19 protein-coding genes, 2 tRNA genes and 2 pseudogenes are annotated in these 24,665 nt (G+C 47.2%); 14 read left to right on the top strand and 9 right to left on the bottom strand.

Going from position 1 to position 24,665, the window contains the following annotated elements; all coding sequences use genetic code 11:
- Positions 1 to 259: 259 nt before the first annotated feature.
- Positions 260 to 2,038: a pyruvate kinase gene (pyk, locus tag NLZ44_RS00255; protein ID WP_493751510.1), complete on the top strand. Its 1,779-nt coding sequence runs from the start codon at positions 260 to 262 to the stop codon at positions 2,036 to 2,038.
- A 60-nt stretch (positions 2,039 to 2,098) separates the two neighbouring features.
- Positions 2,099 to 2,170 (top strand) — tRNA-Thr (locus NLZ44_RS00250).
- 293 nt (positions 2,171 to 2,463) lie between these two features.
- On the opposite strand, the gene NLZ44_RS00245 is transcribed toward NLZ44_RS00250, so the two are convergent.
- Positions 2,464 to 2,535, bottom strand: a tRNA-Val gene (locus tag NLZ44_RS00245).
- A 76-nt stretch (positions 2,536 to 2,611) separates the two neighbouring features.
- On the opposite strand from NLZ44_RS00245, the gene NLZ44_RS00240 reads away from it, so the two are divergent.
- From NLZ44_RS00240 to mazG, 4 genes and pseudogenes are all read left to right on the top strand, one after another.
- Positions 2,612 to 3,316: a metal-binding protein gene (locus NLZ44_RS00240; protein ID WP_493751509.1), complete on the top strand. Its 705-nt coding sequence runs from the start codon at positions 2,612 to 2,614 to the stop codon at positions 3,314 to 3,316.
- A 55-nt stretch (positions 3,317 to 3,371) separates the two neighbouring features.
- Positions 3,372 to 3,947 (top strand): annotated as a pseudogene (locus NLZ44_RS00235) (IS607 family transposase); the annotation flags it as partial.
- Positions 3,948 to 3,984: 37 nt separating this feature from the next.
- Complete coding sequence (locus NLZ44_RS00230; protein ID WP_493753074.1) at positions 3,985 to 5,052, top strand: RNA-guided endonuclease InsQ/TnpB family protein; 1,068 nt, start codon at positions 3,985 to 3,987, stop codon at positions 5,050 to 5,052.
- Between the two features lie 179 nt (positions 5,053 to 5,231).
- Complete coding sequence (mazG, locus tag NLZ44_RS00225) at positions 5,232 to 6,065, top strand: nucleoside triphosphate pyrophosphohydrolase (RefSeq protein ID WP_008049690.1); 834 nt, start codon at positions 5,232 to 5,234, stop codon at positions 6,063 to 6,065.
- On the opposite strand, the gene rsmD is transcribed toward mazG, so the two are convergent.
- The 4 genes from rsmD to NLZ44_RS00205 all read right to left on the bottom strand — a co-directional run bounded on the left by rsmD (position 6,046) and on the right by NLZ44_RS00205 (position 11,815).
- Positions 6,046 to 6,597 (bottom strand): class I SAM-dependent methyltransferase, encoded by a 552-nt coding sequence (gene rsmD / locus NLZ44_RS00220; RefSeq protein ID WP_493751508.1) that lies wholly within the window; start codon positions 6,595 to 6,597, stop codon positions 6,046 to 6,048. The two genes, mazG and rsmD, sit on opposite strands and share 20 nt — an antisense overlap.
- A gap of 9 nt (positions 6,598 to 6,606) precedes the next feature.
- Positions 6,607 to 7,257, bottom strand: a complete 651-nt coding sequence (gene hisH, locus NLZ44_RS00215) for an imidazole glycerol phosphate synthase subunit HisH (protein ID WP_006624770.1) — start codon at positions 7,255 to 7,257, stop codon at positions 6,607 to 6,609.
- 97 nt (positions 7,258 to 7,354) lie between these two features.
- Positions 7,355 to 9,532 carry a tetratricopeptide repeat protein gene (locus NLZ44_RS00210; protein WP_493751507.1) on the bottom strand — a complete coding sequence of 726 codons (2,178 nt, stop codon included), beginning with the start codon at positions 9,530 to 9,532 and terminating at the stop codon, positions 7,355 to 7,357.
- 96 nt (positions 9,533 to 9,628) lie between these two features.
- Positions 9,629 to 11,815: an O-linked N-acetylglucosamine transferase, SPINDLY family protein gene (locus NLZ44_RS00205; RefSeq protein WP_493751506.1), complete on the bottom strand. Its 2,187-nt coding sequence runs from the start codon at positions 11,813 to 11,815 to the stop codon at positions 9,629 to 9,631.
- A 164-nt stretch (positions 11,816 to 11,979) separates the two neighbouring features.
- Between NLZ44_RS00205 and NLZ44_RS00200 the strand changes: the two genes are divergently transcribed.
- The gene (locus NLZ44_RS00200) at positions 11,980 to 12,285 is read left to right on the top strand and encodes a hypothetical protein (protein WP_315644889.1); all 306 of its coding nucleotides are present in this window, start codon (positions 11,980 to 11,982) and stop codon (positions 12,283 to 12,285) included.
- Positions 12,286 to 12,364: 79 nt separating this feature from the next.
- On the opposite strand, the gene NLZ44_RS00195 is transcribed toward NLZ44_RS00200, so the two are convergent.
- Both NLZ44_RS00195 and murG read right to left on the bottom strand, forming a co-directional pair.
- Positions 12,365 to 13,021, bottom strand: coding sequence for a pentapeptide repeat-containing protein (locus tag NLZ44_RS00195; RefSeq protein WP_315644890.1), 657 nt, complete (start codon positions 13,019 to 13,021; stop codon positions 12,365 to 12,367).
- Positions 13,022 to 13,155: 134 nt separating this feature from the next.
- Entirely contained in the window at positions 13,156 to 14,220 is a 1,065-nt protein-coding gene (murG, locus tag NLZ44_RS00190; RefSeq protein WP_493751505.1) for an undecaprenyldiphospho-muramoylpentapeptide beta-N-acetylglucosaminyltransferase, read from the bottom strand.
- Positions 14,221 to 14,354: 134 nt separating this feature from the next.
- Between murG and NLZ44_RS00185 the strand changes: the two genes are divergently transcribed.
- On the top strand, positions 14,355 to 15,164 hold the full coding sequence (locus NLZ44_RS00185; protein ID WP_493751504.1) for a nuclear transport factor 2 family protein: 810 nt from the start codon (positions 14,355 to 14,357) through the stop codon (positions 15,162 to 15,164).
- Between the two features lie 569 nt (positions 15,165 to 15,733).
- Here the strand turns inward: NLZ44_RS00185 and NLZ44_RS00180 are convergent.
- Both NLZ44_RS00180 and NLZ44_RS00175 read right to left on the bottom strand, forming a co-directional pair.
- Positions 15,734 to 17,458 (bottom strand): diflavin flavoprotein, encoded by a 1,725-nt coding sequence (locus NLZ44_RS00180; protein ID WP_493751503.1) that lies wholly within the window; start codon positions 17,456 to 17,458, stop codon positions 15,734 to 15,736.
- Between the two features lie 93 nt (positions 17,459 to 17,551).
- A pseudogene (locus NLZ44_RS00175) lies at positions 17,552 to 19,283 on the bottom strand (diflavin flavoprotein).
- Between the two features lie 405 nt (positions 19,284 to 19,688).
- Between NLZ44_RS00175 and NLZ44_RS00170 the strand changes: the two are divergent.
- From NLZ44_RS00170 to NLZ44_RS00145, 6 genes are all read left to right on the top strand, one after another.
- The gene (locus NLZ44_RS00170) at positions 19,689 to 20,372 is read left to right on the top strand and encodes a Uma2 family endonuclease (RefSeq protein WP_493751502.1); all 684 of its coding nucleotides are present in this window, start codon (positions 19,689 to 19,691) and stop codon (positions 20,370 to 20,372) included.
- Positions 20,373 to 20,386: 14 nt separating this feature from the next.
- Positions 20,387 to 20,656, top strand: a complete 270-nt coding sequence (locus tag NLZ44_RS00165) for a ribbon-helix-helix domain-containing protein (RefSeq protein WP_493751501.1) — start codon at positions 20,387 to 20,389, stop codon at positions 20,654 to 20,656.
- Positions 20,657 to 20,767: 111 nt separating this feature from the next.
- Positions 20,768 to 21,427 (top strand): Uma2 family endonuclease, encoded by a 660-nt coding sequence (locus tag NLZ44_RS00160; protein WP_493751500.1) that lies wholly within the window; start codon positions 20,768 to 20,770, stop codon positions 21,425 to 21,427.
- A 28-nt stretch (positions 21,428 to 21,455) separates the two neighbouring features.
- Positions 21,456 to 21,746 (top strand): nucleotidyltransferase family protein, encoded by a 291-nt coding sequence (locus tag NLZ44_RS00155; RefSeq protein WP_008049716.1) that lies wholly within the window; start codon positions 21,456 to 21,458, stop codon positions 21,744 to 21,746.
- Positions 21,743 to 21,964: a HepT-like ribonuclease domain-containing protein gene (locus NLZ44_RS00150; protein ID WP_493751499.1), complete on the top strand. Its 222-nt coding sequence runs from the start codon at positions 21,743 to 21,745 to the stop codon at positions 21,962 to 21,964. Before NLZ44_RS00155 ends, NLZ44_RS00150 begins: the two co-directional genes overlap by 4 nt.
- Positions 21,965 to 22,646: 682 nt before the next feature.
- Positions 22,647 to 24,581, top strand: coding sequence for a S8 family peptidase (locus tag NLZ44_RS00145; protein ID WP_493751498.1), 1,935 nt, complete (start codon positions 22,647 to 22,649; stop codon positions 24,579 to 24,581).
- The last annotated feature ends 84 nt before the right edge of the window (positions 24,582 to 24,665 follow it).

Raw genomic sequence — 24,665 nt, 5'->3', positions numbered from 1 at the left:
CGGTCATTTTTATCAATAGACACCACAGGGGGAGAAGGGAGGCTCGCGCGGGCAAATAACCAGCCTAGAGCAGACGCTACCTAGACCTAGCCTGTCCGGCGCTAGGACGGATTCATATACTCTCGCAGTCAGATTCTAGGGGGGTTTTGCGATAAATATGTCACGATCATGGTTAAATTTTCTTAAAAGTTATTCTAGCCGCACACCTATTTTGTGCGCCAAACTAACAACTATCAACGCCTGGGACTGAGTTAACGTTATGCGATCGCCAAACTTAATACATAGAACCAAAATTGTGGCCACCATTGGACCTGCGACCCAAAAACCTGATGTACTCAAGGCGTTGATTGAAGCGGGAGCCACGACTTTGCGCTTGAATTTTTCCCACGGTAGCCATGAAGACCACCAGCGCAGCATTCGTTTGATTCGTCAGGTATCCTTTGAATTGAATAAGCCTGTAGGTATTCTTCAGGATTTACAAGGACCCAAGATTCGCTTAGGAAAATTCGAGAATGGGTCGATCAGATTGAACCGAGATGATCATTTTATCCTCACCAGCCGTCACCTTCCTGGAACTCATGAGATCTCCTCTGTTACCTACGAACCTCTCGCTGATGAGGTTCCCGATGGCGCGACGATCCTTTTGGATGATGGTAAAGTCGAGATGCGGGTGGAAAAAGTAGACCGAGACAAGGGAGATCTACACTGTCGGGTAGTCGTCGGTGGTGTCCTCTCCAATAGTAAAGGGGTTAATTTTCCGGGGGTCTATCTCTCCATTAAAGCTATGACGGACAAAGACCGGCGCGATTTGATGTTTGGCTTAGATCAGGGGGTCGATTGGGTGGCTCTCAGTTTTGTCCGCAATCCCCAGGATGTCTTGGAAATTAAAGAATTGATTGCTAGTGCGGGTAAGGATGTTCCGGTGATCGCCAAAATAGAAAAACATGAGGCGATCGAACAAATGGAGGAGATTTTAGCTCTGTGTAATGGTGTGATGGTGGCGCGGGGTGATTTGGGGGTGGAGTTACCTGCTGAAGATGTGCCACTTTTGCAAAAACGCTTGATTGTGACGGCTAACCGCATGGGAATTCCGGTGATTACTGCTACTCAGATGCTTGATAGTATGGTGAGCAATCCTCGTCCGACTAGGGCGGAAATTTCTGATGTGGCTAATGCTATTCTTGATGGTACTGATGCGGTGATGCTGTCTAATGAAACGGCTGTGGGTCAGTTTCCGGTGGAAGCGGTGGCGACTATGGCTAGAATTGCTAACAGGATTGAACGAGATGGGATTACTCGTAATGTTCTCAAGGTGGAGGATACGGGGCGATCTATTCCTAATGCGATTAGTCAGGCTGTTAGTCAAATTGCGATTCAGTTAGATGCGGCGGCGATTATGACTTTGACTAAAACTGGCGCTACGGCTCGCAATGTCTCCAAGTTTCGACCCCAAACTCCGATTTTGGCGATTACTCCCCATGTGGAGGTGGCGCGTCAGTTGAGTTTGGTTTGGGGGGTTAAACCGCTTTTGGTTTTGGATTTACCTTCTACGGATCAGACTTTCCAATCGGCGGTTAATGTGGCGCGGGAAAATGATTTTGTCGCTGATGGGGATTTGGTGGTGACTACTGCTGGGACTTTGCAGGGGGTCGCGGGTTCTACGGATTTGGTTAAGGTGGAAGTGGTGACGGCGGTCCTCGGTAAGGGAACTGCTATCGGTCAGGGAACTTTTACTGGTCGCGCTCGTGTGGTTAACCAGCCTTCTCAGGTGGGTGATTTTAACCCTGGAGAAATTTTGGTGGTTTCCCAAACTAATGCGGATTTTGTGGAGGTTATGCGTAAGGCGGCTGGTGTCGTGACGGAAGCTGATAGTTTGACTAGCCATGCGGCGGTTATTGGTTTGCGCCTCGGGGTTCCGGTGATTGTTGGGGTGAAAAATGCTACCCAGGTGATTCGTGATGGGGTGATTCTTACTTTGGATATGCAGCGGGGTGTGGTTTACTCGGGCGCAACTGCCTCGACTCCTGATCCTGTATAATCAGCGTTGACAAGTTTTTGGCTGGCGATCGCTCAATTATATGTTATAATGGGCGACTGTGCCGATGTAGCTCAGTGGTAGAGCACTCGATTCGTAATCGAGCGGTCGCGGGTTCAAATCCCGCCATCGGCTTCACAAATCAGAAACACCCTACCGGAAACCATAGATTGACATTACGGCGATCGCCGTAAAATAATTAAGCCGATAATTGTACCGTTGCACACATAATGCACTCCATTATTTGACAGATTAATTGAGTTGTGCTTATTGATTAACCCGTCAATAATTAAGTTTTGTTGCTAGGGATATGCGCTAATCGTCCCGTATGCTAGGACTAGATTGTGAGTAATATCTGAGTAATCAGGTACGACTATCGGGTTAAGTGTTTCCCGGTTATCGCTGCTAGGATAAGGATTTCCCGAAAATGGGCGATACTGGACTTGAACCAGTGACATCCTGCTTGTAAGGCAGGCGCTCTACCACTGAGCTAATCGCCCTTTTGCATTCGACGTTTTCTATTGTAGCAGCAATCGCTAAAATAGGGAAGCTATTTTTGAAAAAAATTTTTGCGCTATGCCTTCTGGCAAAACCCACGATCGCATAACACTCTGGAGCTTGCCACTGGTGGCGGGTTTGACCTTTGGACAAACTCGCAGCAGCCATCTAACCCTCCTAGTATCTGCCAGTTTTCTATTTAGTGGCCTGATGTTTGGGCCAGATTTAGATCTAAACTCACGACAGTTTCAACGTTGGGGGTGGTTCCGTTGGCTATGGGTTCCCTATCAAAACAGTTTACATCATCGCTCGTTTCTGTCCCACGGGCCTTTTATTGGGACGGCTTTACGGGTTCTGTACTTGTTCACCTGGCTAGGCGGTTTTGGTCTGATTATGACTATGGCGATCGAGTTTCTGTTTCCGGTAGAGTGGACGCTATCGAGTTTAGCAGGGGAACTATGGCAATTTCTGTTAAATCACCCTATGGAATGGATCGCTATCTTCTGCGGTTTAGAAGTCGGTGCTATGAGCCACTATCTATCTGATTGGGGGTCATCTATTTATAAACGTCTGCAAAGCCAAGGGGTATATGGACTGATACCACCATCGGCTCTAGTCAAAAAACCGAAAAATAGCACCTCCCGCCGGTCTCGTTCCAATTCGTCGTCAACTTCCCCTAAAAAAAAAGCAGTCGTCGTTCTAGCAATTCCTCGACTGTGGGAAACTCCCGCAAACAATAGCATATATCCTAACTGTTGGGAGCATGATTTAATCTCAAATTAGGTTAATATTTTAGGGCAATACGGTATAATAAGCGAGAAGGGTTGAGGATAAACCTATTGCCAGATATGTCAAACCCAAGGAAGCGGCCAAAATCCTTGGAGTCCATGAAAGAACACTCCGCAGATGGGACGACAATGGCTCAATCGACACCATCAGAACCCCCGCTGGGCAACGACGATACAACGTTGAGTCATATTCTGATTCCATATCAGGCAGTGACAAACGCAAAGTCGTTATCTATGCCAGAGTTAGTAGCCGCGCCCAGCAGTCCGACCTCACCCGACAGGTGGCCGCACTGTCCAACCTCTACCCCGAAGCAGAAGTCGTCTCAGAAATCGGAGGCGGGCTCAACTTCAAGGGAAAGAAAATGCTGGCCTTACTGGGACATCATTTGTCAGGAGATGTCCGCATGGTTGTCGTTGCCCACCAAGACCGATTGGCAATATGGGGATTTGACTTGTTTCGATGGCTCTGTGAGCAAAACAGGTGTTCACTCATGGTTCTCAACCAGACAAGTCTCAGTCCAGAACGAGAAATGGTTGAGGACATCCTCGCCATCCTCCACTGCTTCAGTTCCCGATTATACGGAGTGCGTAAATACAAAACTCAGGTCAAAGAAGATCCGGATTTACCCCAGCCCGGAGCTAAATCAAGTCTGGCGCCAATGGTTGGCCGCTTGTCGGTATTGCTACAACCAAGCAATTGCATTATCCCGGAGTGGTAAACGACTAAGCAAACTGAAATTACGCAACGAAGTGATGCAGAGCGACTTGCCTGCATGGGTCAAAGAAACACCCTGCCATATTCGGCAGAATGCTATCTTTGATGCCTATCTCGCCTTTTCAGCCAGTCCTGGCGCCAGGTTTAGGAGCTGTCGGGATAGTTCTCAAGCCATCAAGTTTAACGATGCTAATTTCTCTTCAGGGAGTTGGTATCCAAGACTAACGAAAGGATTAACTTTCATGGTTTCCGAACCCATCCCTAAAACTTGCGGGCAAGGGACTCAGTTGGTGTTTACCAAAGGTCGATGGTTGGCGATTTTCCCTGAACCAGTTGCCGTTACCCCAACTGAAGCGAATGGCGTAATTGCATTAGACCCGGGTGTGCGAACTTTCATAACTGGGTTTGATGGCTCTCGGTTTCTGGAATTGGGCTCCGGGGATATTGGACGCATTACTAGGCTATGTCAACATTTGGATGATTTGATGAGCCGAATTGCCAAGGAACCCTGTCGTTCAAGAAGGCGACGGATGAGGCAAGCGGCTCAACGAATGAGAACCAAAATCCGCAATCTAGTTGATGAAGCCCACAAACAAATTGCTCACTACTTGACTCACAACTACAGCATAATTTTTCTGCCGACCTTCGAGACTTCCGATATGGTTGCCAAGGTGAAGCGGAAAATCAAATCCAAGACTGCCCGCGCCATGCTGACATGGGCGCATTATCGATTCAAACTAACCCTGAGACATCAAGCCGAGATAACTGGAACCACAGTTGTAGATGTGACGGAAGAATACACCAGCAAAACCTGTACTCACTGTGGTCATGTGCATTCCCAGCTAGGTGGCTCAAAAGTGTTCCGATGTCCGGAGTGCGGGTTCACTCTACCCAGGGACTGGAACGGTGCTTTTGGAATCTTTCTAAAAGCTTTGCGGGATACCGCCTCTGTTACCTTAACGGGTAATAGTGCTATCGTCGCATTGTCCGGCAATAGCCGGATAAATGTCGCGTAAATGTATCAGTAATGTTATACTGTAGCATTTTATTTATCAGTTACAGCCTGTTCAGAAATTATCTGATCATCTCTCAAAGTCCCTCTCCCTCTCTGGGATCCAGATTTAGGGTGAGGGCAATGTATTAAGCGACTGGTGAACAAGCTGTAGTCAAATTTGTACAATCAACCCTAATCAATATGTCTGAATCTAGTCATAATCAACGGGAAAACGACACCCTAAATGCCTTGCAAGAACTAATTGATGTGGTGGCTAAATTACGATCGCCTGATGGTGGGTGTCCTTGGGATTTGGCTCAAACTCCCCAAAGTTTAACTCCTTATATTCTGGAAGAAGCCTATGAGGTAGTTGATGCGATCGCTACGGGAGACCCAAAAGCGATCGCTGATGAATTAGGAGATTTATTGTTGCAAGTAGTTCTCCAGGCTCAAATTGCCAGCGAATCTCAGCAATTTTCCCTGGCTGATGTGGCGGCTGGTATTACGGAAAAACTCATCCGCAGACATCCCCACGTTTTCGCAGATGTGAAGGTTGATAGCGTCGAAGAAGTACACGAAAACTGGGAAGCTATTAAGGATAAAGAAGCGGAAAATCATCAAGATTCCCAGTCTTTGAGTGCTAAATTAAACCGTTATTCCCGACAACTTCCGCCTCTCATAGCAGCTATGAAATTATCTAAAAAAACCGCTGCTGTTGGCTTTGAGTGGGATAATATTGAGGGGGTTTGGGATAAGTTTCATGAGGAATTGGCGGAATTTGAAGAAGCCTTACACCACGAAGATAAGGCACAACAACAAGCGGAATTGGGAGATATTTTATTCGTGTTAGTCAATTTAGCTCGTTGGTATGATATCGACCCTCATGAAGCACTACGGGAGACTAATCATAAGTTTATTCGCCGATTTTCTATGGTAGAGGCAGCCTGCGATCGCCCTTTAGCAGACTACACCCTAGCGGAATTAGATGTCTTATGGGATAGGGCTAAAGCTATCATTAAGGAACAGGGGAATTAATGGATTGATAAAAGGCGATCGCACATCCTCCGTAGACTTTTTGGCGGACGATCGCTAAACCGGAAACCTCTACCATTTCTCGTTTTGGGTCATGTTCAGCAATTAACTCTCCTCCGGCGGCGAGTAGGGAATATTTGGCGATCGCTTCTAGGACAGGTTCATATAAATTGGCTGTATATGGTGGGTCAAAATAAATGCGATCGAACTCCTCGGCGGCTAAGGATTTTAGCCGTTTAACTACATCTCCCCGTAGGACGCGAAACTGTTGTTCTGGTGTAGCCACTTGCTGCCAATTTTGCTTAATAATTTGACAAGCTGGTCCCGACTGTTCGATCGCCACTGCCATCGCCGCCCCACGACATAGGGCCTCTGCCCCCATTGACCCACTACCAGCACAAAGATCCAGCCAACGACATCCAGTAATGTCCTGCCAAATATTAAACACGGCTTCCCTGACCCGTGAGGGAGTAGGTCGGGTATTTTGTCCGGGGAGGGTTTTTAGTTGGCGATTACCATAAATTCTCAAGGCCATCTGTGAACACTATCCCATCGAAGTAATTACCTTCTGAGAAGAGTTCACCAACTGCACAAAATTAGATAATAATTGCAGTCCGGCGACTGAGGATTTTTCGGGGTGGAATTGTACCGCCATCACATTTTGGTAAGCGATCGCAGCAGTGACGGTTTGGCTTCCGTGGGTGATAGTGGCGGCGGTAATTGTCGCATCAGCCGGATCGACATAATAGGAATGCACAAAATACACCCAGGGATTATCTCCTAAATTTTCCCAAAGACTGACTGATGGTTGAGTAAATGTTAGTTGATTCCAACCCATGTGAGGAATAGTCAGTCCGGGTTCGGATTTAAACCGTCGCACTTTACCTGGAAAAATTCCTAACCCGGGTTCGTCGCCTTCTTCCCCGGACTCGAACAAAATTTGCAACCCTAAACAAATCCCCAAAAATGGCACACCGTCCGCAATTACCTGTTTAATGGGTTCAATGAGATTACGCGATCGCAGATGTTGTACCGCCGGGTCAAAAGCCCCTACTCCTGGTAAAAGCACACCATCAGCCGCACTGATCACCTTTGGATCATCGGTAATTTCTGGGGTTCCTCCTGCATTTTCCAAGCCTTTACAGACGGAGTGCAGATTACCCATATCATAGTCAATTACTGCGATTCTCGCCATCTCTATCCCTCAAGCCACCATTTGATATTATCTCATATTTACGGACAATTTGGGAACATTTTAGAGTTGATGATGATTTCAATCATTAATTGATGGCTCAGTTGGCGGTTGGCTGTTGACTGTTCAAATCCAAGATTAAGGCTTGATTATAGGCATCAGTGGCTTCTGCATCGCGGTTTAAACCCTCTAAAGCTAATCCCCTTTGATGCCACACTTCTCGGTCTTTGGGGTCGGCATTTAGGGCTTTATTTAGGGCTATTAATGCCTGTTCATAAAGGCCCAAATGATTTAAGGCTATCCCCGTGTCTAACCAGCCATTTAGTTGATTGGGGTCAATGGCGATCGCCTTTTGCGCCGCCTCTAATGCTTGTTGATATTCCCCTAAATTACGCAAGGCTACACTTTTTTCTATCCAAGACCAATAGGCGTGGGGATTAATTGCTAAAGCGCGATCGCTTGCTTGTATAGCATCCCGATAACGACCCAAACCTCGCAACACCCAAGCGCGACTTTCCCAGGCCAAATGGGAGTTAGAATTGATTACTAAGGCGCGATCGCAACTCCCCAGGGCTTCCGGCATTCTGTCTAAAATACGCAACACCCGACAACGATAAAGGTGGGCATCAAAATAGTGAGGATTTTTGGCAATGGCTTGATTATAGGCACTTAAAGCCTGTTCATAATCACCTTGATGGCGCGATATTTCTCCCTGGTTAAACAATTCAGTAGGTGTGTAGTTAGATATAGCTGCTTTCTGCAATCTCTCCGTAGCTCGTTGATAATTGCGGGCGATCATGGTATTCTGAGGGTTAATACTGAGGGCGCGACTGTAGGATTGTAGCGCTTCCTGGTGGCGTGATAATCTCTCTAAAGCATAACCTCGATTATTCCATACCCACTCGGAATTACCATCAATTTCCATAGCGCGATCGCAGGCGTTTAAAGCATCCTGAAACTCCTGTAAGTTATTCAAAGACCAGCAGCGACCATTCCAACTATGGACATAATTAGGATGAATCGCAATAGACTTATTATAAGATTCTAAGGCTTCCCGATATCGCCCTAATTTATTTAAAATGTTGCCTCGTTGATGCCAACTCTGATATGACTGAGAGTTAATAGCGATCGCCGCCTCGCAACTTTTTAGGGCTTGATCATACTGTTCTAAATGATATAATGCTGAACAGCGACCCTCTAGGGCTTGCAGATAATTGGGGTTAATATCCAAAGCCAGATTATAGGCGGCTAAGGCTTGATCATATTGTTGTAAATCCAAAAAATTCTGACCTTGACGGCGTAATTTTACCGCCTCTGACCAGGGCGCACTAACTCTTAAACCATCTGATGGTCGGCTAAATTTTGCTTCTTGAGAATTGCTAAAATATCGCGCCTCTTGCATAGCCATATTCCCCACTAGCACCATAAAAAATAGCACCCCAATGGGTTTGAGTTGAGAGATAACTACGTCCCGGGAAGTGGTCGTCCTAGTCAAAGCGGATAAGGCTTGGGAGGCATTTTTAAACCGTCTTTTTGTGCTAGGTTCTACCAGCCTTTCTAACCATGCCAAAAAACGGCGATCGCCACCTTTTACCAGTTGTCTAAATTGGAAACAATAGTTATCATCAATAAGCTGACCAATATGGGCGGGATGAGTCCCTGTTAGCAGACAAATTAGGGTAGCCCCCAAACTGTAGAGGTCCGAAGATTCTGTTAACGGTCGGTTAAATAGTTCCTCCGGTGGCATAAACCCCGGTGTCCCAGCGGCGATACTACTCAGGGCGGTATCTTTTCCACCTACTTTAGCAAAGCCAAAATCGACTAGATAAGCATTCAGGCGATCGTCTACTAGAATATTAGCCGGCTTAATATCACGGTGAATAATCGGGGGATTATGCTGTTGTAAATATACCAGAATTCCTAATATAGAAATGGCAATTTGTTTAATCTGTTCTGGCGTGAAGCGTTGACCAGATTCTAAGGAAGGTGCCTTTTTGTACTCCTGCACCAAACAGAAGCCAGCCGGAGTCTCAAAAGATGTCAGATAGCGTGGTATTCGGGGATGTCTAATCTGTTGTAACATCTCAATTTCCCGTTCATGGGCTTTTAGCCCCGCCCAACTCGCCCCTGTAAACGCAAAGCGAAATTCTTTGATTGTCACCTGTTGATTAGTTCTGGCATGGGTTGCCAGGTAGGTTATCCGCCCCCCTTCTGGGTTACATCCCAATTGCCTAATGGTGTGATAACCTTGATTTTGGAAGTCTGGAAGGTTGCTCATGGGTATGAATGGGTACAATACACCCCATTATATCACCGACTATCCCGATTATACCGGAAATTTACCAGAATGTCAAATATATTGTAATTTTTAGGTTTATTGATTGAGTAATTGCTGAAACTGGGAATATAAATTTTTCGCCAAGGCTTTAGGATTCCATAAAGGGGCTAAATTCTCAGATTTTTTCGATGCCATTAACTGTTGGCGAATTGATTGTCTAAGTTCAGGTTCAATACCCAAACGGATACCCCAATTTTGATACTCTTCCCAGGAGTCGGCTATTCCCATTTCCACACCCACGCCCTTTAAGAAAGAATAACCCATGCGGGATAAAAATTGTGAGCCACGGCGAGTGACTAGGGGAGTATTAAACCAGAGGGCTTCCAAGCTATGAGTACCACCATTGTAGGGGTAGGAATCTAATAGCACATCTGCCAACATATAGATTTTGCGGTGTTCTTCTTCGGTAGCAAATCGACTTATTTGCTTAATGCGATGTTGACCGACACCGATCGCCTTACAAGCCGCCGCATAGGTCTCACGAATTATCTGGGTATCTCCTAATGCTTTGTGAACTAAAATACTGTCGGGAACTTGTTTAAGGATATTGACCTGGGCTTTCACCAAATCAGGGTTAAATTTACGTCCTGGTGCTACACACAAATAAACCACCTGGTCGCGACTAATACGGTAGGCTTGTCTGAGGGTATTTTGATCTGCTGATACTCTCTGAAAGCCAGAGACTGCCATAAATGTCTGAGGCATCCTAATTAATTTTTCAATATAATAAGATTCTCGTCCGGGGGGATGGGTATAATGGTCGCCAATAAAATAGTTATCGGAGGCAATTTGAGGGCTATCAAAACCTAGCCAAGATATACAAAAGCGGGCAGGTTTTTGGGCTAAAACTTCGGTATTAATTTGGACGCTGAGAGAGTCTAAGTCTAGGAGAATATCGATTTGGTCTTGGCGAATAGCGTTCACAATTTCTTGGGGGTTTGGGAGTCCCTGGGGGAAGTTTTGGGGGGCAAAAACTTTGTGGGCAACTTGTTCAAATACTGGAGTTTGGTTATCTCGGATAGGCCGATCGCTCCAATATAGATAAATTTCTGTATTTAGGGCTGCTAATTCTTTAATGACATCGGCACTACACCAGCCGACGGAATGACGACAAAAGTTTTTAGAAAGAATCCCAATTTTAACGGTTTTGGGGCTGGGGATATTGCCAAATCCTTTAGTAGTTTGAATACGGGGGGGGGTGGAAGTAGGAGATATCAGGCTAACATAGCGATCGCCAATTAATCGTTGTAGCTTATAATTCTTTTCCAAATCATCCCGCAGATAGGGCAGGGCGAATAATAGGTTAGCATAAAGAGATTTAATCTCTACTGGTTTGGTGTTAGCCAGTAAACCCGGCAGTTGTGATTCTAGCTGCAAAAATCTTGGTAAAGCCACGGCATTTAAACCGGAAACCTGATAGATACTAACGGCATAAATGGCGGTCATAATCGGGTCGATACTGCTACAATTTTTCAGGTAGCTATCTACGGCATTTCGGGCGGCGGCGAGGTCGGAGGAGTCCCGATATATGCCACAGATATTTTGGTGGGCGGCGATGAAATTGGGTTTTAATTCGATCGCCTTTTGTAAGAAGGGAATCGCCTCTTTATGCTGGCCCTGATGTCTATGAACTATACCGAGTTGACAGTAGGCTTCTGCCAAATTCGGGTCAGCAACAATAGCCTGTTTCCACAGGGCGATCGCCTCTTCTAGTTTCCCCTGATTGAAAAGTTGATTTCCCTGATTATAAAGATGAATTGAACCCCCATTTGAGGAATTAATTTGATTAGCTTTTTGTTCAACAATTAAGGCTTCCGACTCTCGCCCCAGTTGTCGCAAAGCACGGGCGAGGTTCACATAAACTGCGGTTAAATCTGGCTTGAGGTTGATCGCTTTTTGATAGCTGGCGATCGCCGATTCCAATTTTCCTTGTTTATAGAACATACTACCCAAGTTAGCATGGGCTTGGGGTAAATTCGGGTCAAATTCTAAAGCCTTGGCATAGCATCGGATCGCCTCTTCAATTTGACCCCTACCCTGAGACACATTACCCATAGTCACATAAACCGGAGGCCAGTTAGGTTTCAATTCTAACGCCCTTTGACAGGCGGCGATCGCCTGATCATACTCTCCCTGAAGATAAGAAGTCTCAGCCTGGTGTAATAATACTTCCGGACTCTGGTTAGATGGGGAGTTAGAAACAGAAGGTAACTGGGAAGACATCTGTAAGATCTCGTTGGATGGTTAAAATTGCGTCAAAATGGGTTCAGTCAATTCTGAGATACCCTAATTTTTCTATCATAACCTGTTATGACCGACAACTGTACAGGGAGGATCTTGAGCAGTGACTCAGATTTATCCTTGATCCTGATGATGGTCATCGACTCTTGTATACACAAAAAGAGCAAATTGAGACTACAATAGTATTATATAAAGTTTTCACTGCTATAGACTCAGCCAGTCTGAAATCCGAAGGAGGTGTTATTACGGATAAGCCAACAGTTAACGATGAATCTAACAATGAATCATTAATAGATCAAGCCAATGCTGAAGGCAATAATGCAGTTTGTCAAGCAGCATTAGTCAGCCTAGTATGGGGATTAGCCGGATTAAATCGAGATGGCAATTTCGAGAAATATGAGGAAAGCAAATCGAAAATGCACGTCAATATTGATCCTCTCAAAGAATCTTAAAGCTATCTCAAAATCAACGAAGGAGGGATGTAGCCAGGCTACACCCCTCCTTTTGACGTTCAGATAATTAAGCAGGTTCCTAACGTCTGGCATTCATTAAATTAGTATTGAATAAATTGGCATCATCCAAATTAGCGCCCGCTAAGTCTGATGAAGTCAAATCAGCCCCACTTAGATTAGTTCCTGTTAAATCAGTATCCCGCAAATTAACACCACTGATATCAAAGCCATATAGGCTTCCTTCTTGAAGACGCACCTGACCCAAATTAGCTACAGACTGACGAACATTTTGAAGATTCGCCCCAGTTAAATCAGCACTTTCCAAATTCGCACCAACTAGATTTGCGCCTCTCAGGTTGGCGTCAGTCAGGTCAGCAATCACCATCCCCGCTAGGGTTAGATTAGCATTCCTCAAGTTAGTACGGGTTAAGTCAGCGCCGTGGAGTTTAGCTGCAATCAGGGTAGTATCTGTTAAGTTAGCATCAACCAGGATAGCCCGGTTGAAGTTAGCCTCGTTCAAATTAGCACCCGCAAGGTTAGCACCACTGAGATCAGCCCTTCTTAGGTTAGCACCACTAAGGTCTAATCCTTGTAACTGTGCCCCAGTGAGATCACATCCCTCACAGCTTTTAGTCTCCAGCAACTGCTTCAGGTGGGCGGGATTTTCTGCACGAACTGCAGTAGCGATACCAATGGTAATAAGTAATGTTGCGGCCGCGTAAGTTAATAATTTCATCCCACACCCTCCTCGACTCTCGATACTATTACTATGACTCATTTTGAGCCACAAAGAAATGAGTAAAATCTCACCGTAAGCTGATCGATATCACAGTCAGGAGCTAAAATAGATGCTGCGATCGCATTTTATATCTACACGACAACCGCCCTAACCACGTCAGCGAGGCGGTTAGCGCTATCAACTACTGCCAAGGACCCAGCCGCCTCAGCCATCCGATTGAGTTCTGTAGAGTCACCCAATAGATACAAAACTTTACCTTGAAGTTGTTCTGGTGTCAAGTCCTGCTGTTGAATTAATACCGCCGCCCCTTGTTGGGCAAAAACCTTGGCGTTAAAAGTTTGGTGGTCTTCGGCGGCGTAGGGATAGGGAATCAGAATAGCGGGGGTTTTAGTAATCGCCAATTCGGTTAAAGTCCCCGCCCCGGCGCGACTAACTGCGAAATTAGCGCGTTTCAGCAGAGGAGCTATATGATCATAAAAAGGCATAGCAATATAGTGGGGATGCTGGAGGCTGTGTGCATCGGGGTCGAGATTTCCGGTGAGGTGAACTATCCAAATACCTGCTTCTAACCAAGCTGGTGCAGCGGCCCTGACTAAGCGATTGACAGCGACAGCGCCCTGAGAACCTCCTAAAACTACGACCAGTGGCGCATGGTCAGGAATAGGGAATTCCAAGGGTTCTGACTCATTGGTAAAGTCGGCGCGTACAGGAGTACCCACGACGGTAGTTTGTGCCTTGGGAAGATATCTAGCAGCCACGGCGAAGCCGATCGCCACCTGGGTACAGCGAGGGGCTAACCAGCGGGTGACTTTACCGGGAAGGGCATTAGACTCATGGAGAATTACGGGTAAACCGAGAGAACGAGCTGCTAAAATGGCGGGGGCGGCAATATAACCGCCTGTAGTGAATACGCCTTGAAAATTACCCTGTTTGAGGAGGTGGCGGGCTTTGAGGATAGCGGTAGCTAGACGAGTCCCGGTCATGAGAGTTCCTAAGCCGGGTTTTCCCTGAAACCCACCCACGGCGATAGTATGGATCGGATACTTTTGGGGAACTAACTGGGTTTCCAGGCGGTCTGGAACCCCTAGCCATTCGATGTGATAATCACTTAGACTGTCGGCGGTGGCGATCGCCGGAAATAGATGCCCTCCAGTACCACTGGCTGCAACTAATAATCGCGTGGGTGTCTCGGTCAAGGCTGCTTTTCCTTTCGATATTCAATAATTTCGCTACAATCAAAACACACGAGCAATCAGAGGGGGCGTTCCTAACGGAAATCCCTAACTGCTGATCACTTTACAACCAAGACGCACAACTGACAACTATACTTATGACCCGCCTTGTGATTTTTCCGCTGCGCTACCCGGCTTTTTCCCCAGTTTTATCAGCCATTATGACAATTGCTATCTGCTGCGGTTTAGGCTGGGGGAGCGATCGCGCTTGGGCATCCGAACCAGCCACCGCCCCACCGGAACTGAAAATGCTGTTAGAAAATATTGAGACTGAAGCTAATCGCCAAAATCTGGAAGCGTTGATGAGGTTTTATGCTCCGGATTTTCAAAATACTGATGGTTTAAATCATGATACTTTAAAACGGGGGTTAAGGCATTTTTGGGAACAATACTACTCTCTTAATTATCGCACGACTTTGCAGGATTGGGAACGAGATGGAAATGCGATTATTGCGACAACGGTTACGGAAATTGAAGGGGTGAAACGCTTTCCCGATCGCGATATAACTTTGCGATCGACGATTACTTCCCAACAGCGCATTGAGAATGATCTCATTATCGCTCAAGAAATTTTAGCTGAACGCAATCAGTTAACTTCTGGTGAGGCTCCCCCAACTGTTACATTGAATCTTCCTCAACAGGTGACCACTGGTGGAGAATTCAGCCTTGATGCTATAGTCGAAGAACCCCTAGGTTCGGAATTGTTGATTGGAGGGGCGATCGTCCAACCTGTTAATACTAATGCTTACTTTGAGCCTACGCCTGTATCTATTCAGTTTTTAACTTCTGGTGGTATTTTCAAAATTGGTCAAGCGCCCATATTACCAGAGGATAGCTGGGTTTCTACTATTCTTATGCGTCGTGATGGTATTACTTCCATTACCCAGCGCATGAGAGTTGTCGATTAAATCGATATGATAGGGGCGAAAATTTGTCGCCCCTACTGGGTAAGTTAGATCCTGTAGGGGCGGGTTCTCCGAGTTCCTCACCTCCCAAGGGGAAGATTGATCAACCCGCCCTCTCCAAACCGGGTATTTGCTCACCTCCCCACAGGAAGATTGATCAACCCGCCCTCTCCAAACCGGGTATTTGCTCACCTCCCCACAGGAAGATTGATCAACCCGCCCTCTCCAAACCGGGTATTTGCTCACCTCCCCACAGGAAGATTGATCAACCCGCCTTTTGACCTGTAGGGGCGGGTTCTCGGAGTTCCTCACCTCCCCACAGGAAGACTGATCAACCCGCCCTCTCCAAACCGGGTATTTGCTCACCTCCCCACAGGAAGACTGATAAACCCGCCCTCTCCAAACCGGGTATTTGCTCACCTCCCAAGGGGAAGATTAATAAACCCGCCCGGACCAAAGGGGGTATTTGCTCACCTCACCCACAGGAAGATTGATCAACCCGCCCTCTCCAAACCGGGTATTTGCTCACCTCCCAAGGGGAAGATTGATCAACCCGCCTTTTGAGGAGAAGATTAGTAAAAAGTTCCGGTTTTGCGATAGTGAACTGCTGTTACACCTTCATTATTTAACAGTTTGCCGTTTTGGACTTGAGCATAAATAACCCAGTGGTCGCCGCATTCCATGCGGTTTTTTACCTCACATTCCAAATAAGCCAAAGCATCATTTAAAATCAGACATCCGTTAGAGGCTTCTGTGGTTGATAAGGATGCAAATCTATCCTCACCGGGAGCAAACTTTTTCATAAAGTGTTTACGCAGTTGTTTACCTTCGTCCAAAATGTTTAAAACAAAGCGATCGCCTATGTGAGTCATGGATTCCATAGCGCGATCGCGAGCCACAGCCACAGTCAATCCTGGGGGGGTAAAAGTAGCTTGAGATACCCACGAAGCCAACATCCCACTTACCACCTCTCCACGGCGACAGGAGACCACGCACAGGGAACCCACCAAACGACCTACAGCCTGAGCGGTCCGGTCAGCACTAGCAGACTGGGAAGTAGATTTGAGAGCGCGGCGTTTTTGGTCACGTCGCAACATTTGGGCGAAATCAATAGCAGTTTCCTCGCAGGTTTGTAGGGTGATATCTGTGGGTTTAAACTTGACCCTAATTGGTTCAAAGCCAAATTGATAGCCAGCATCTTTTAACTTATCCTCGATTAAATCTACCGCCTCTCCACTCCAACCAAAGGAACCAAAAACCCCGGCTAATTTATTAGTTGATGCGGTATTTAGAATAATTCCCAAAGCGGTTTGTATTTGGGTGGGAGCATGACCACCGAGGGTAGGGGAACCGATAATAAATCCATCGCATTTTGCGACGGATGTTTGAATTTCGGTAGATTTAGCGTGTTCACAATTAATCAATTCTACCGCTACTCCCGACCTAGTTAATCCTCTGGCGATCGCATTAGCAATAGAGGCGGTATTCCCGTAAGCAGAAGCATATAGCAGCGCCACATTCAAATCCTGAGATTTTTGTTTTTCACTCCATTTTCGATATAAATTAGTTAATTCATTCATCCCATAGCGAACTAAGGGACCGTGACCCGTGGCATAAAATTCAATGGGTGATAACTCAGCAATTTTATCTAAGATTGACAGAATTTTTTTGGGTTGTGCCGCATGGAGACAGTCATAATAAAACCGGCGGTCTTCGTTGTAGACTGACCAGCCTTCATCAAAGACTTGATCACCGCAAACATGAGCGCCAAAAAACTTATCGGTAAACAGGATTTGAGTACAGGGGTCATAGGTCAATAAACCATCAGGCCATCGGGGAGTTGGTGCGGTGATTAATTGCAGTTCATGTCCGCGACCCAGGTTTAATTTTTCCTCACTTTTAACTGTTAAAATATTTAAGGTTAATTCTGGGAAAGATTCCCGCAGCGCCAAGGTAGCGGGGTTAGAACACACCCAAGTAATTTGGGGAGCCTTTTCTAACAATGCTTTAATTGTCGCCCCTCGGTTAGCGTTAAAATGCCCTAAAATCACATATTTTAGGTTGTTAAAATCTAAGCGGTCTTCCAGGGATTTCAGATAGTTGGCGGTAAAAGATTCTCCGGGAGGGTCGATAATCGCCACTTGGTCAGCTTCGATGAGATAACTATTAGCTGTAGTCCCCCGTTGTAGGGAATATTCTACCTCAAACTTGAGTCTATCCCAAGTGCGCGATCGCAAAACTTTCGTATCATTACCAATCAAGAAAACTTGAACATCACGAGCTTTTGAATTATACATTTTTTTAAAGTAATGTGGTGAACATAGCAACTCAGAAAAGGCGGGTGATTTAGCCATATTTAGATATGAATCAACCCGCCATCAGAGAATTTTTTAGTAGTGATTTCCCACCTTGCGATGATGAACGGCTGGTAAAGCATCAGGGTTACTAACGCGACCGCCATCAATAGTGGCATAAACAATCCAATGATCGGTTAATTCCATGCGACTAGCGACCTGACATTCCAGATAAGCCAGAGCATCATTTAAAATCGGACTGCCATTATTAGCGCCTTGAGTTTTCACACCTTCAAAACGGTCCGCACTCAGGGGGAAAACGCTTGAGAAAATGCTTCATTAAGGCTTGATAATTGTTCTCCTCCAACACATTGAGAACAAAGGTATCACCCACCTGCATTAGGGCTTCGATCGCCCTATCTTTAGCGACCGCAATAGTTAACCCCAGAGGTTCAAAACTCGCCTGAGACACCCAGGAAGCCAACATAGCGCTACTCACTTCCCCTTTAGTGGCGGTGATAATATATAACCCGCCACTAATGCGACCCAAGGCTTTATCAACATCGCTATCTAGGGATTTCATCTGCTTAATAGCCTTATCCCGACTGAGTAACTGTCCCATATCGGTTCCGGCTTCATCACAGAGTTTATAGGTGTTTTCGGTGGGGGTTTCTGTAATCCGAATTGAGGGAAAAGCGGGTTTAAGTCCGGCGGCTTTAAACTTGACTTCCAGGGGGTAAACGGACAAATTATTATCGCTACCAGATTCGTACAAACCAAAGGTTTGCTTTTTGTTGGTAGATGCTAAAATGGTGCTGATGGCTTCCTCGGCGAGTTCGGCATCTTGACCAGATACGGGAGGCATTCCGATGACTAATCCGGTAGCCATACTAGCTAACTCGCGGATTTCCTGGTTATCAGCCGATCGCAGATCCATCATTTCGACAGCGACACCAGTTCTAGTAATTCCGTGGGCGATCGCTTGAGAAAGGCGATCGCTATAACCGAAATCGGAATAGTAAAATACCGCCGCCGTGGTTTCGGCTTTGGACTGTTCCTGACTCCATTTTTGATAGCGATCGGTCAATTCCTGAACGTTATGGCGCAGTAGGGGGCCGTGTCCGGTGGCGATCGTGGTAATATTTCCGAGTTGTTTCATACGCTTAATGGCGCTGAGAACAGACCGGGCGTTGGGAGCCATCAAACATTCATAGTAGAATCGATAATCAGCCTCAATGTCAGCCAGGTTTGAGTCGTAGGTGAGATCGGAACAGTAGTGCATTCCGAAAGCGTCGCAGGTAAAGAGAGTTTCGGTTTGGCGATCGTAGGTGAAAATAGTATCAGGCCAGTGCAGGTTAGGCGCGGAAACGAATTCCAGCACATGACCGTTACCGAGGTCTAATGTATCACCGTTTTTAACTTGTTGAGACTTAAAGGGTTGATGAACTAGGTTTTCTAAAAATTGAATGGCAACTTTTGCGCCGACGACGGTAATTTGGGGCGCAAGTTGCAGAATATCGGCGACTAAACCGCTGTGGTCGGGTTCTGTATGGCTAATAATCAGATAATCAATGGCGGCGGGGTCGATTAATCCTTGGAGAGTGTCTAGGTATAGTTGCCGAAATTTGGCGTGGGATGTATCTACTAAGGCGGTTTGGTCGCCACGAATGATAAATGAGTTATAGGTTGTACCGTTTTGCAGACCAAATTCGATATCAAAGCGATCGCGGTCCCAATCAAGCGATCGAATGGTGGTGGTGTCTGTAGTAACTTCTGCTACCTCAACGGTCAACCGACCTGCTTTAACCCGGTCAGTGAGGGCTACCATGTATGACCTCCCAAAATTTAGCTATCTAATAATGTGCAAGTTTACAGATATTCTGACACGGATACCGAATCTGTGGGGGTTTGAAAAACCTATCAATGGGTTAAGACCCACAAAACCCAAGACCTAACTCTCCCGGCTTTTCTGATGATGATTAAATTTGGGAAAAACTGCGGCTCAATTCCCACCAGAGAAGGTCGCCAAAGTCCGATCGCACCTGAGATGATGGTATAGGTGAATATGCTCAAGAAATCTTAACGCGGATGAAATTAACCTAAGTGTCGCCAATGGGGGGGTAATCAAATAATTATCACCAATGGGAAATCGCCCCCATGAATTACGATTAACAATAGATGGCGATGACGGAATTGTTATAATCAAACTGTCCTCTAGTCTCTGGTCGATACTATGCAGATTCAATCTCCCATCTATCCACCTTTGGAAAATGGCGATTCTCGTTCCGAGACGCTGCGCGAACGCCTCAGTTACCGAGAATTTGAGCAACGTTACGCCGCCATGACTACAGATCAGAAAGCGGAATTAATTGAAGGAGTAGTTTATATGGCATCACCTCGGCGGTTTACCACCCATGCAGAACCCCACGGTCGTCTCATCACCTGGTTAGGGGTTTATCAAGCCGCTACCCCTTCCACCGCAATGGGTATTGAACCGACGGTTCGCCTGGACTCGGACAACGAATTTCAACCGGATGGAGTTTTGTTGATTCCGGGGGGAAGTTCCCAACTCACCTCAGAAGGCTACATTCAAGGCGCACCGGAATTGGTGGTAGAAATTGCGGCTAGTAGTGCGGCGATCGATTTAGGGGATAAAAAACGGGTTTATCGGCGCAATGGCGTGCAAGAATATCTAGTGTGGCAAATCTTCGACCAAAAACTAGATTGGTTTTATCTGGAGGAGGGAGTTTATCAGTCTCTTTCTCCCAATGATCAGGGGATTTTGTGCAGTCGGGTGTTTCCGGGTTTATGGTTAAACGCAACGCAACTATTACAAAATAATCTCGCGGCGGTTTTGGAAAGCCTACAAGCGGGACTAGCTTCCCCAGAACATCAAGCCTTTATTCAACCGGATTAAAACAGAGGTGAGAAATGAATATATCGTTAAGTTCAGAAATTGAGCAGTTTCTGGAAAGTCTGGTAGAAAGCGGTAAGTATCCTTCGGCTGAAGATGCGATCGTCGCAGGTATTAGGCTGTTAGCAGACCGAGAACGCATTTATCAAGGGCGGTTTGAGGAATTGCAACGGGAAATTATGGTTGGTGTTGCTGCTTCCGAAGGGGGTGAGGTTGTTGATGGGGAAACAGTTTTCTGCCAACTGCAACAGAAGCTACAACAACGTGGTCATCAAGATGATTTATGACTAATATTTGTCGGTTTACATCTTCCGCCAGCCGAGATACAAACATTTAACAATAGATGGCGATGACGGAATTGTTATAATCAAACTGTCCCCTAGTCTCTGGTCGATACTATGCAGATTCAATCTCCCATCTATCCACCTTTGGAAAATGGCGATCGCCTAACTTACCGAGAATTTGAGCAACGTTACGCCGCCATGACTACCGATCAGAAAGCGGAATTAATTGAAGGAGTCGTATATATGGCATCACCCCTGCGGTTTACCACCCATGCGAAACCCCACGCCGATTTAATCGGGTTGCTATGGACTTATAAAATGGCAACCCCAGGGACAGAAATAGGCATTGAACCGACGGTTCGCCTGGACTCGGACAACGAATTTCAACCGGATGGAGTTTTGTTGATTCCGGGGGGAAGTTCCCAACTCACCTCAGAAGGCTACATTCAAGGCGCACCGGAATTGGTGGTAGAAATTGCGGCTAGTAGTGCGGCGATCGATTTAGGGGATAAAAAACGGGTTTATCGGCGCAATGGCGTGCAAGAATATCTAGTGTGGCAAATCTTCGACCAAAAACTAGATTGGTTTTATCTGGAGGAGGGAGTTTATCAGTCTCTTTCTCCCAATGATCAGGGGATTTTGTGCAGTCGGGTGTTTCCGGGTTTATGGTTAAACGCAAGGCAACTATTACAAAATAATCTCGCCGCCGTTTTGGAAACCCTACAAGGGGGACTAGCTTCCCCAGAACATCAAGCCTTTATTCAACCGGATTAAAACAGAGGTTAGAACAACTTAACGACTGATGAATTTACCAGAGCGACTGCAAGAGAAACGAGAGGAAATTTTGGCATTAGCTGCCCAGTATGGAGCCAGCAATATCCGTGTTTTTGGCTCCGTGGCACGGGGGGAAGCCGATGCCGATAGTGATGTAGATTTTTTGGTGGAAATGCAGCCCGGACGCAGCTTGCTGGATATGGGTGGACTGCTGATGGAACTCGAAGAGTTACTAGGCTGTCGGGTTGATATTATCACAGAGAAGGGGTTACGTCCTAGGATTCGCCAACAAGTCCTAGCGGAAGCGATACGGTTATGAGAAGCGATCTCGAAAAATTGCTGGATATGTTGGAAGCAATAGAACGCATTGAGCGATATGCTGTTCAGGGGCGATCGGCTTATGAGCAAAATGAACTGATCCAGACTTGGTTTATACAAAACCTTCAAATCATCGGAGAAGCTGCCCGCGCGCTGACTTCAGAAATCAGAAGCCAGCATCCAGAAATACCTTGGAAAAACATCATCGGAATGCGGTAAGTATCCTTCGGCTGAAGATGCGATCGTGGCAGGTATTAGGCTGTTAGCAGACCGAGAACGCATTTATCAACGGCGGTTTGAGGAATTGCAAGGGGACATTATGGTTGGTGTTGCTGCTAACTGAGATGCACCCATTATGACACCCCCACCTCGCGCCCCGATGTGGGGAGAGCTTCATGTTATAAAACTTTACAAAATTGGCTCAAAAAGTCTTGACATCCTAAATTTCCCAAGGCTAAAGTAAATCTGAAACTTAAGTCTTGACATCCTAAATATAAAAAGGCTGAACTCAATCTGATGCTTGCAACATAATTGAATTTTTAGTACGGTTTTCGTCCATGGTTTATGGCGGTTTTCGTACTGTTTTCGCGTCGTATATTTTCCTCCGGCAACTGTCCATCCGTGTTTGTCCGGTTGTTCATTTTTGAGTATCCAGTTATCTAGCGTTTTCGTAAATTACGGAAACTCTACCTTTAATGGGGTTGAGGGAATTTCTGGTATTCCATAGCTCCAGAAACTGGTATAGCGTTTGACGCAATCATGATGTGCAGTCTTTACCCTAAGCCCCTCTCGCCAGGATGGCAAGGGGTTTCGGATCGTGCTTCATAGATGTAAAAACTGCTATTTCAAGCCTTTTTAATGAATTGACGATAAAAACATGAATATCCTCGAAAATTTCTAGATGGAAATACTAGGACTCTCAGAATTACAGAACCGCACCCAAGGTTCTCCGGAAATCACCATCGCCGTCCTGGATGGCCCCGTCGATCGCACCCACCCATGTTTCCAAGGTGCTAACCTCACCACCCTGCCCACCCTGGTTCCCGATGCCGCCCGCAGCGACGGCAGTATGTCCGGTCATGGCACCCACGTCACCAGCATCATTTTCGGGCAACCGGGCAGCGACATTCCCGGCATTGCCCCCCAATGTCGCGGCTTGATTGTCCCGGTCTTTGCGGACGATCGCTGTAGCGCCACCCAGCTTGACCTCGCCAGAGGCATTGAGCAGGCGGCCAACGCCGGAGCGCAGATCATCAACCTCAGTGGCGGTCAGTTAAGCGACTTTGGGGAAGCCGAGGGCTGGCTGGAAAACGCCGTCCGCCTCTGCCAGGAGCGGAACATTCTGCTCGTAGCGGCGGCGGGTAACGACGGGTGCGAGTGCCTGCACGTCCCCGCCGCCCTCCCCGCCGTCCTGGCGGTTGGTGCAATGGATGCTCGCGGGCAACCCTTGGACTTCAGTAATTGGGGGTCTAAGTACCAAATCCAGGGCATCCTTGCTCCGGGCGAGCAAATCTTGGGGGCCAAACCGGGCGGTGGGACGGAAAGGCTCAACGGCACCAGCTTCGCGGCCCCCATTGTTTCCGGTGTCGCTGCCCTGTTGTTGAGTCTGCAACGATCGCAGGGCGAAACCCCTGACCCCGCACGGGTGCGCCAAATCCTGTTGCAGAGCGCCCTGCCCTGTGACGCGGCCCTGCCTGCCGATGCCCAGCGATGTCTGGCAGGCCGAATCAATATCGCTGGAGCTTTAACCTTACTCACTGGAGGAAATATGTCTGAAGCACAAGAAGCCGTCACCCCCGCAGGTGTAGAACCATCGGGCGGTTGCGGCTGTGGCGGGGGTTTGTCTGTCCCCGATGCCACCCCGGCTCAGGAGGAGCCACAAGCTGCGGCCACTCCCAGCAACACTGTCCAATCATTCACCCCTACTCAATCAACCCCTATGACCTCTAGCAACGCCGTCACTCCCAGCCAAGCCCCCAGCGAACTCGCATCCAGCCAACTGGTTTATGCCTTGGGCACCTTGGGCTATGACTTCGGTTCGGAAGCCCGTCGCGACACCTTCAAGCAACTGATGCCTCCCTTTGAAATCAGCGAGGGCGTGTCGGTGCCGGCCAACCCCTACGATGCCCGTCAGATGGTGGATTACCTGGCCAGCGATATTTCTGAGGCTCGGTCTTTGATTTGGACGCTCAATATTGAGTTGACTCCGGTTTATGCGATCGAACCCAAAGGCCCCTTCGCCCGTGAAGCCTATCTGGCACTGCAAGAACTCCTCGCCGGCCAAATTCAGCCGGAACATGACGACGACTACATTGAGCGGGTCAGTATTCCGGGTGTCTTGACCGGGCGCACGGTGAAGCTGTTCTCTGGGCAGGTGGTGCCGATCATCGAACCCCAAAGCACGCGGGGACTCTACGGCTGGAAAGTGAACAGCCTCGTCAATGCCGCCTTTGAGACGGTACAGGCGGCCGAAGGTGAAGCCGATCGCGATGCCATGAGCCGCACCCTGGGCAGTTTCCTGAACCGGGTTTACTACGATTTACGGAACCTGGGTACAACTTCCCAAGACCGCGCCCTGAATTTCTCCGTCACCAATGCCTTCCAAGCCGCCTCGACCTTTAGCCAAGCCGTCGCCCAGGGGATGGAACTAGACAGCATCACGGTGGAGAAAAGCCCCTTCTGTCGGATGGATAGCGACTGCTGGGATGTGAAGCTGAAGTTCTTCGACCCGGAAAATAGCCGTCGGGCTAAGAAAATCTTCCGCTTCACCATTGATGTCAGCGATTTGATTCCGGTGACGTTGGGCGAAGTGAAGAGTTGGTCTTCGCCGTATTAATCTTCAAGGTTTGAGGCGGAGGAAAAGTCAACTTTCTAGCCGCCTCTCCTCTTTTTTCCGTTCCCAGTTCTTATCTACCCATCA

The organism is Arthrospira sp. PCC 9901 (genome assembly GCF_059013425.1).
The sequence above is the reverse complement of the archived record's forward strand: the minus strand, read 5'-3'. Positions and strand labels throughout refer to the sequence as shown.

Bases quoted from the DNA above. Each gene is read 5' to 3' on its own strand.
- NLZ44_RS00240 (WP_493751509.1), top strand. From the start codon at position 2,612: ATGCCTTCTGGCAAAACCCACGATCGCATAACACTCTGGAGCTTGCCA.
- NLZ44_RS00155 (WP_008049716.1), top strand. From the start codon at position 21,456: ATGAATTTACCAGAGCGACTGCAAGAGAAACGAGAGGAAATTTTGGCA.
- mazG (WP_008049690.1), top strand. From the start codon at position 5,232: ATGTCTGAATCTAGTCATAATCAACGGGAAAACGACACCCTAAATGCC.
- NLZ44_RS00180 (WP_493751503.1), bottom strand. From the start codon at position 17,458: ATGTATAATTCAAAAGCTCGTGATGTTCAAGTTTTCTTGATTGGTAAT.
- NLZ44_RS00160 (WP_493751500.1), top strand. From the start codon at position 20,768: ATGCAGATTCAATCTCCCATCTATCCACCTTTGGAAAATGGCGATCGC.
- NLZ44_RS00145 (WP_493751498.1), top strand. From the start codon at position 22,647: ATGGAAATACTAGGACTCTCAGAATTACAGAACCGCACCCAAGGTTCT.
- NLZ44_RS00150 (WP_493751499.1), top strand. From the start codon at position 21,743: ATGAGAAGCGATCTCGAAAAATTGCTGGATATGTTGGAAGCAATAGAA.
- NLZ44_RS00205 (WP_493751506.1), bottom strand. From the start codon at position 11,815: ATGTCTTCCCAGTTACCTTCTGTTTCTAACTCCCCATCTAACCAGAGT.
- NLZ44_RS00195 (WP_315644890.1), bottom strand. From the start codon at position 13,021: ATGAAATTATTAACTTACGCGGCCGCAACATTACTTATTACCATTGGT.
- NLZ44_RS00210 (WP_493751507.1), bottom strand. From the start codon at position 9,532: ATGAGCAACCTTCCAGACTTCCAAAATCAAGGTTATCACACCATTAGG.
- NLZ44_RS00170 (WP_493751502.1), top strand. From the start codon at position 19,689: ATGCAGATTCAATCTCCCATCTATCCACCTTTGGAAAATGGCGATTCT.
- hisH (WP_006624770.1), bottom strand. From the start codon at position 7,257: ATGGCGAGAATCGCAGTAATTGACTATGATATGGGTAATCTGCACTCC.
- rsmD (WP_493751508.1), bottom strand. From the start codon at position 6,597: ATGGCCTTGAGAATTTATGGTAATCGCCAACTAAAAACCCTCCCCGGA.
- pyk (WP_493751510.1), top strand. From the start codon at position 260: ATGCGATCGCCAAACTTAATACATAGAACCAAAATTGTGGCCACCATT.
- NLZ44_RS00165 (WP_493751501.1), top strand. From the start codon at position 20,387: ATGAATATATCGTTAAGTTCAGAAATTGAGCAGTTTCTGGAAAGTCTG.
- NLZ44_RS00185 (WP_493751504.1), top strand. From the start codon at position 14,355: ATGACCCGCCTTGTGATTTTTCCGCTGCGCTACCCGGCTTTTTCCCCA.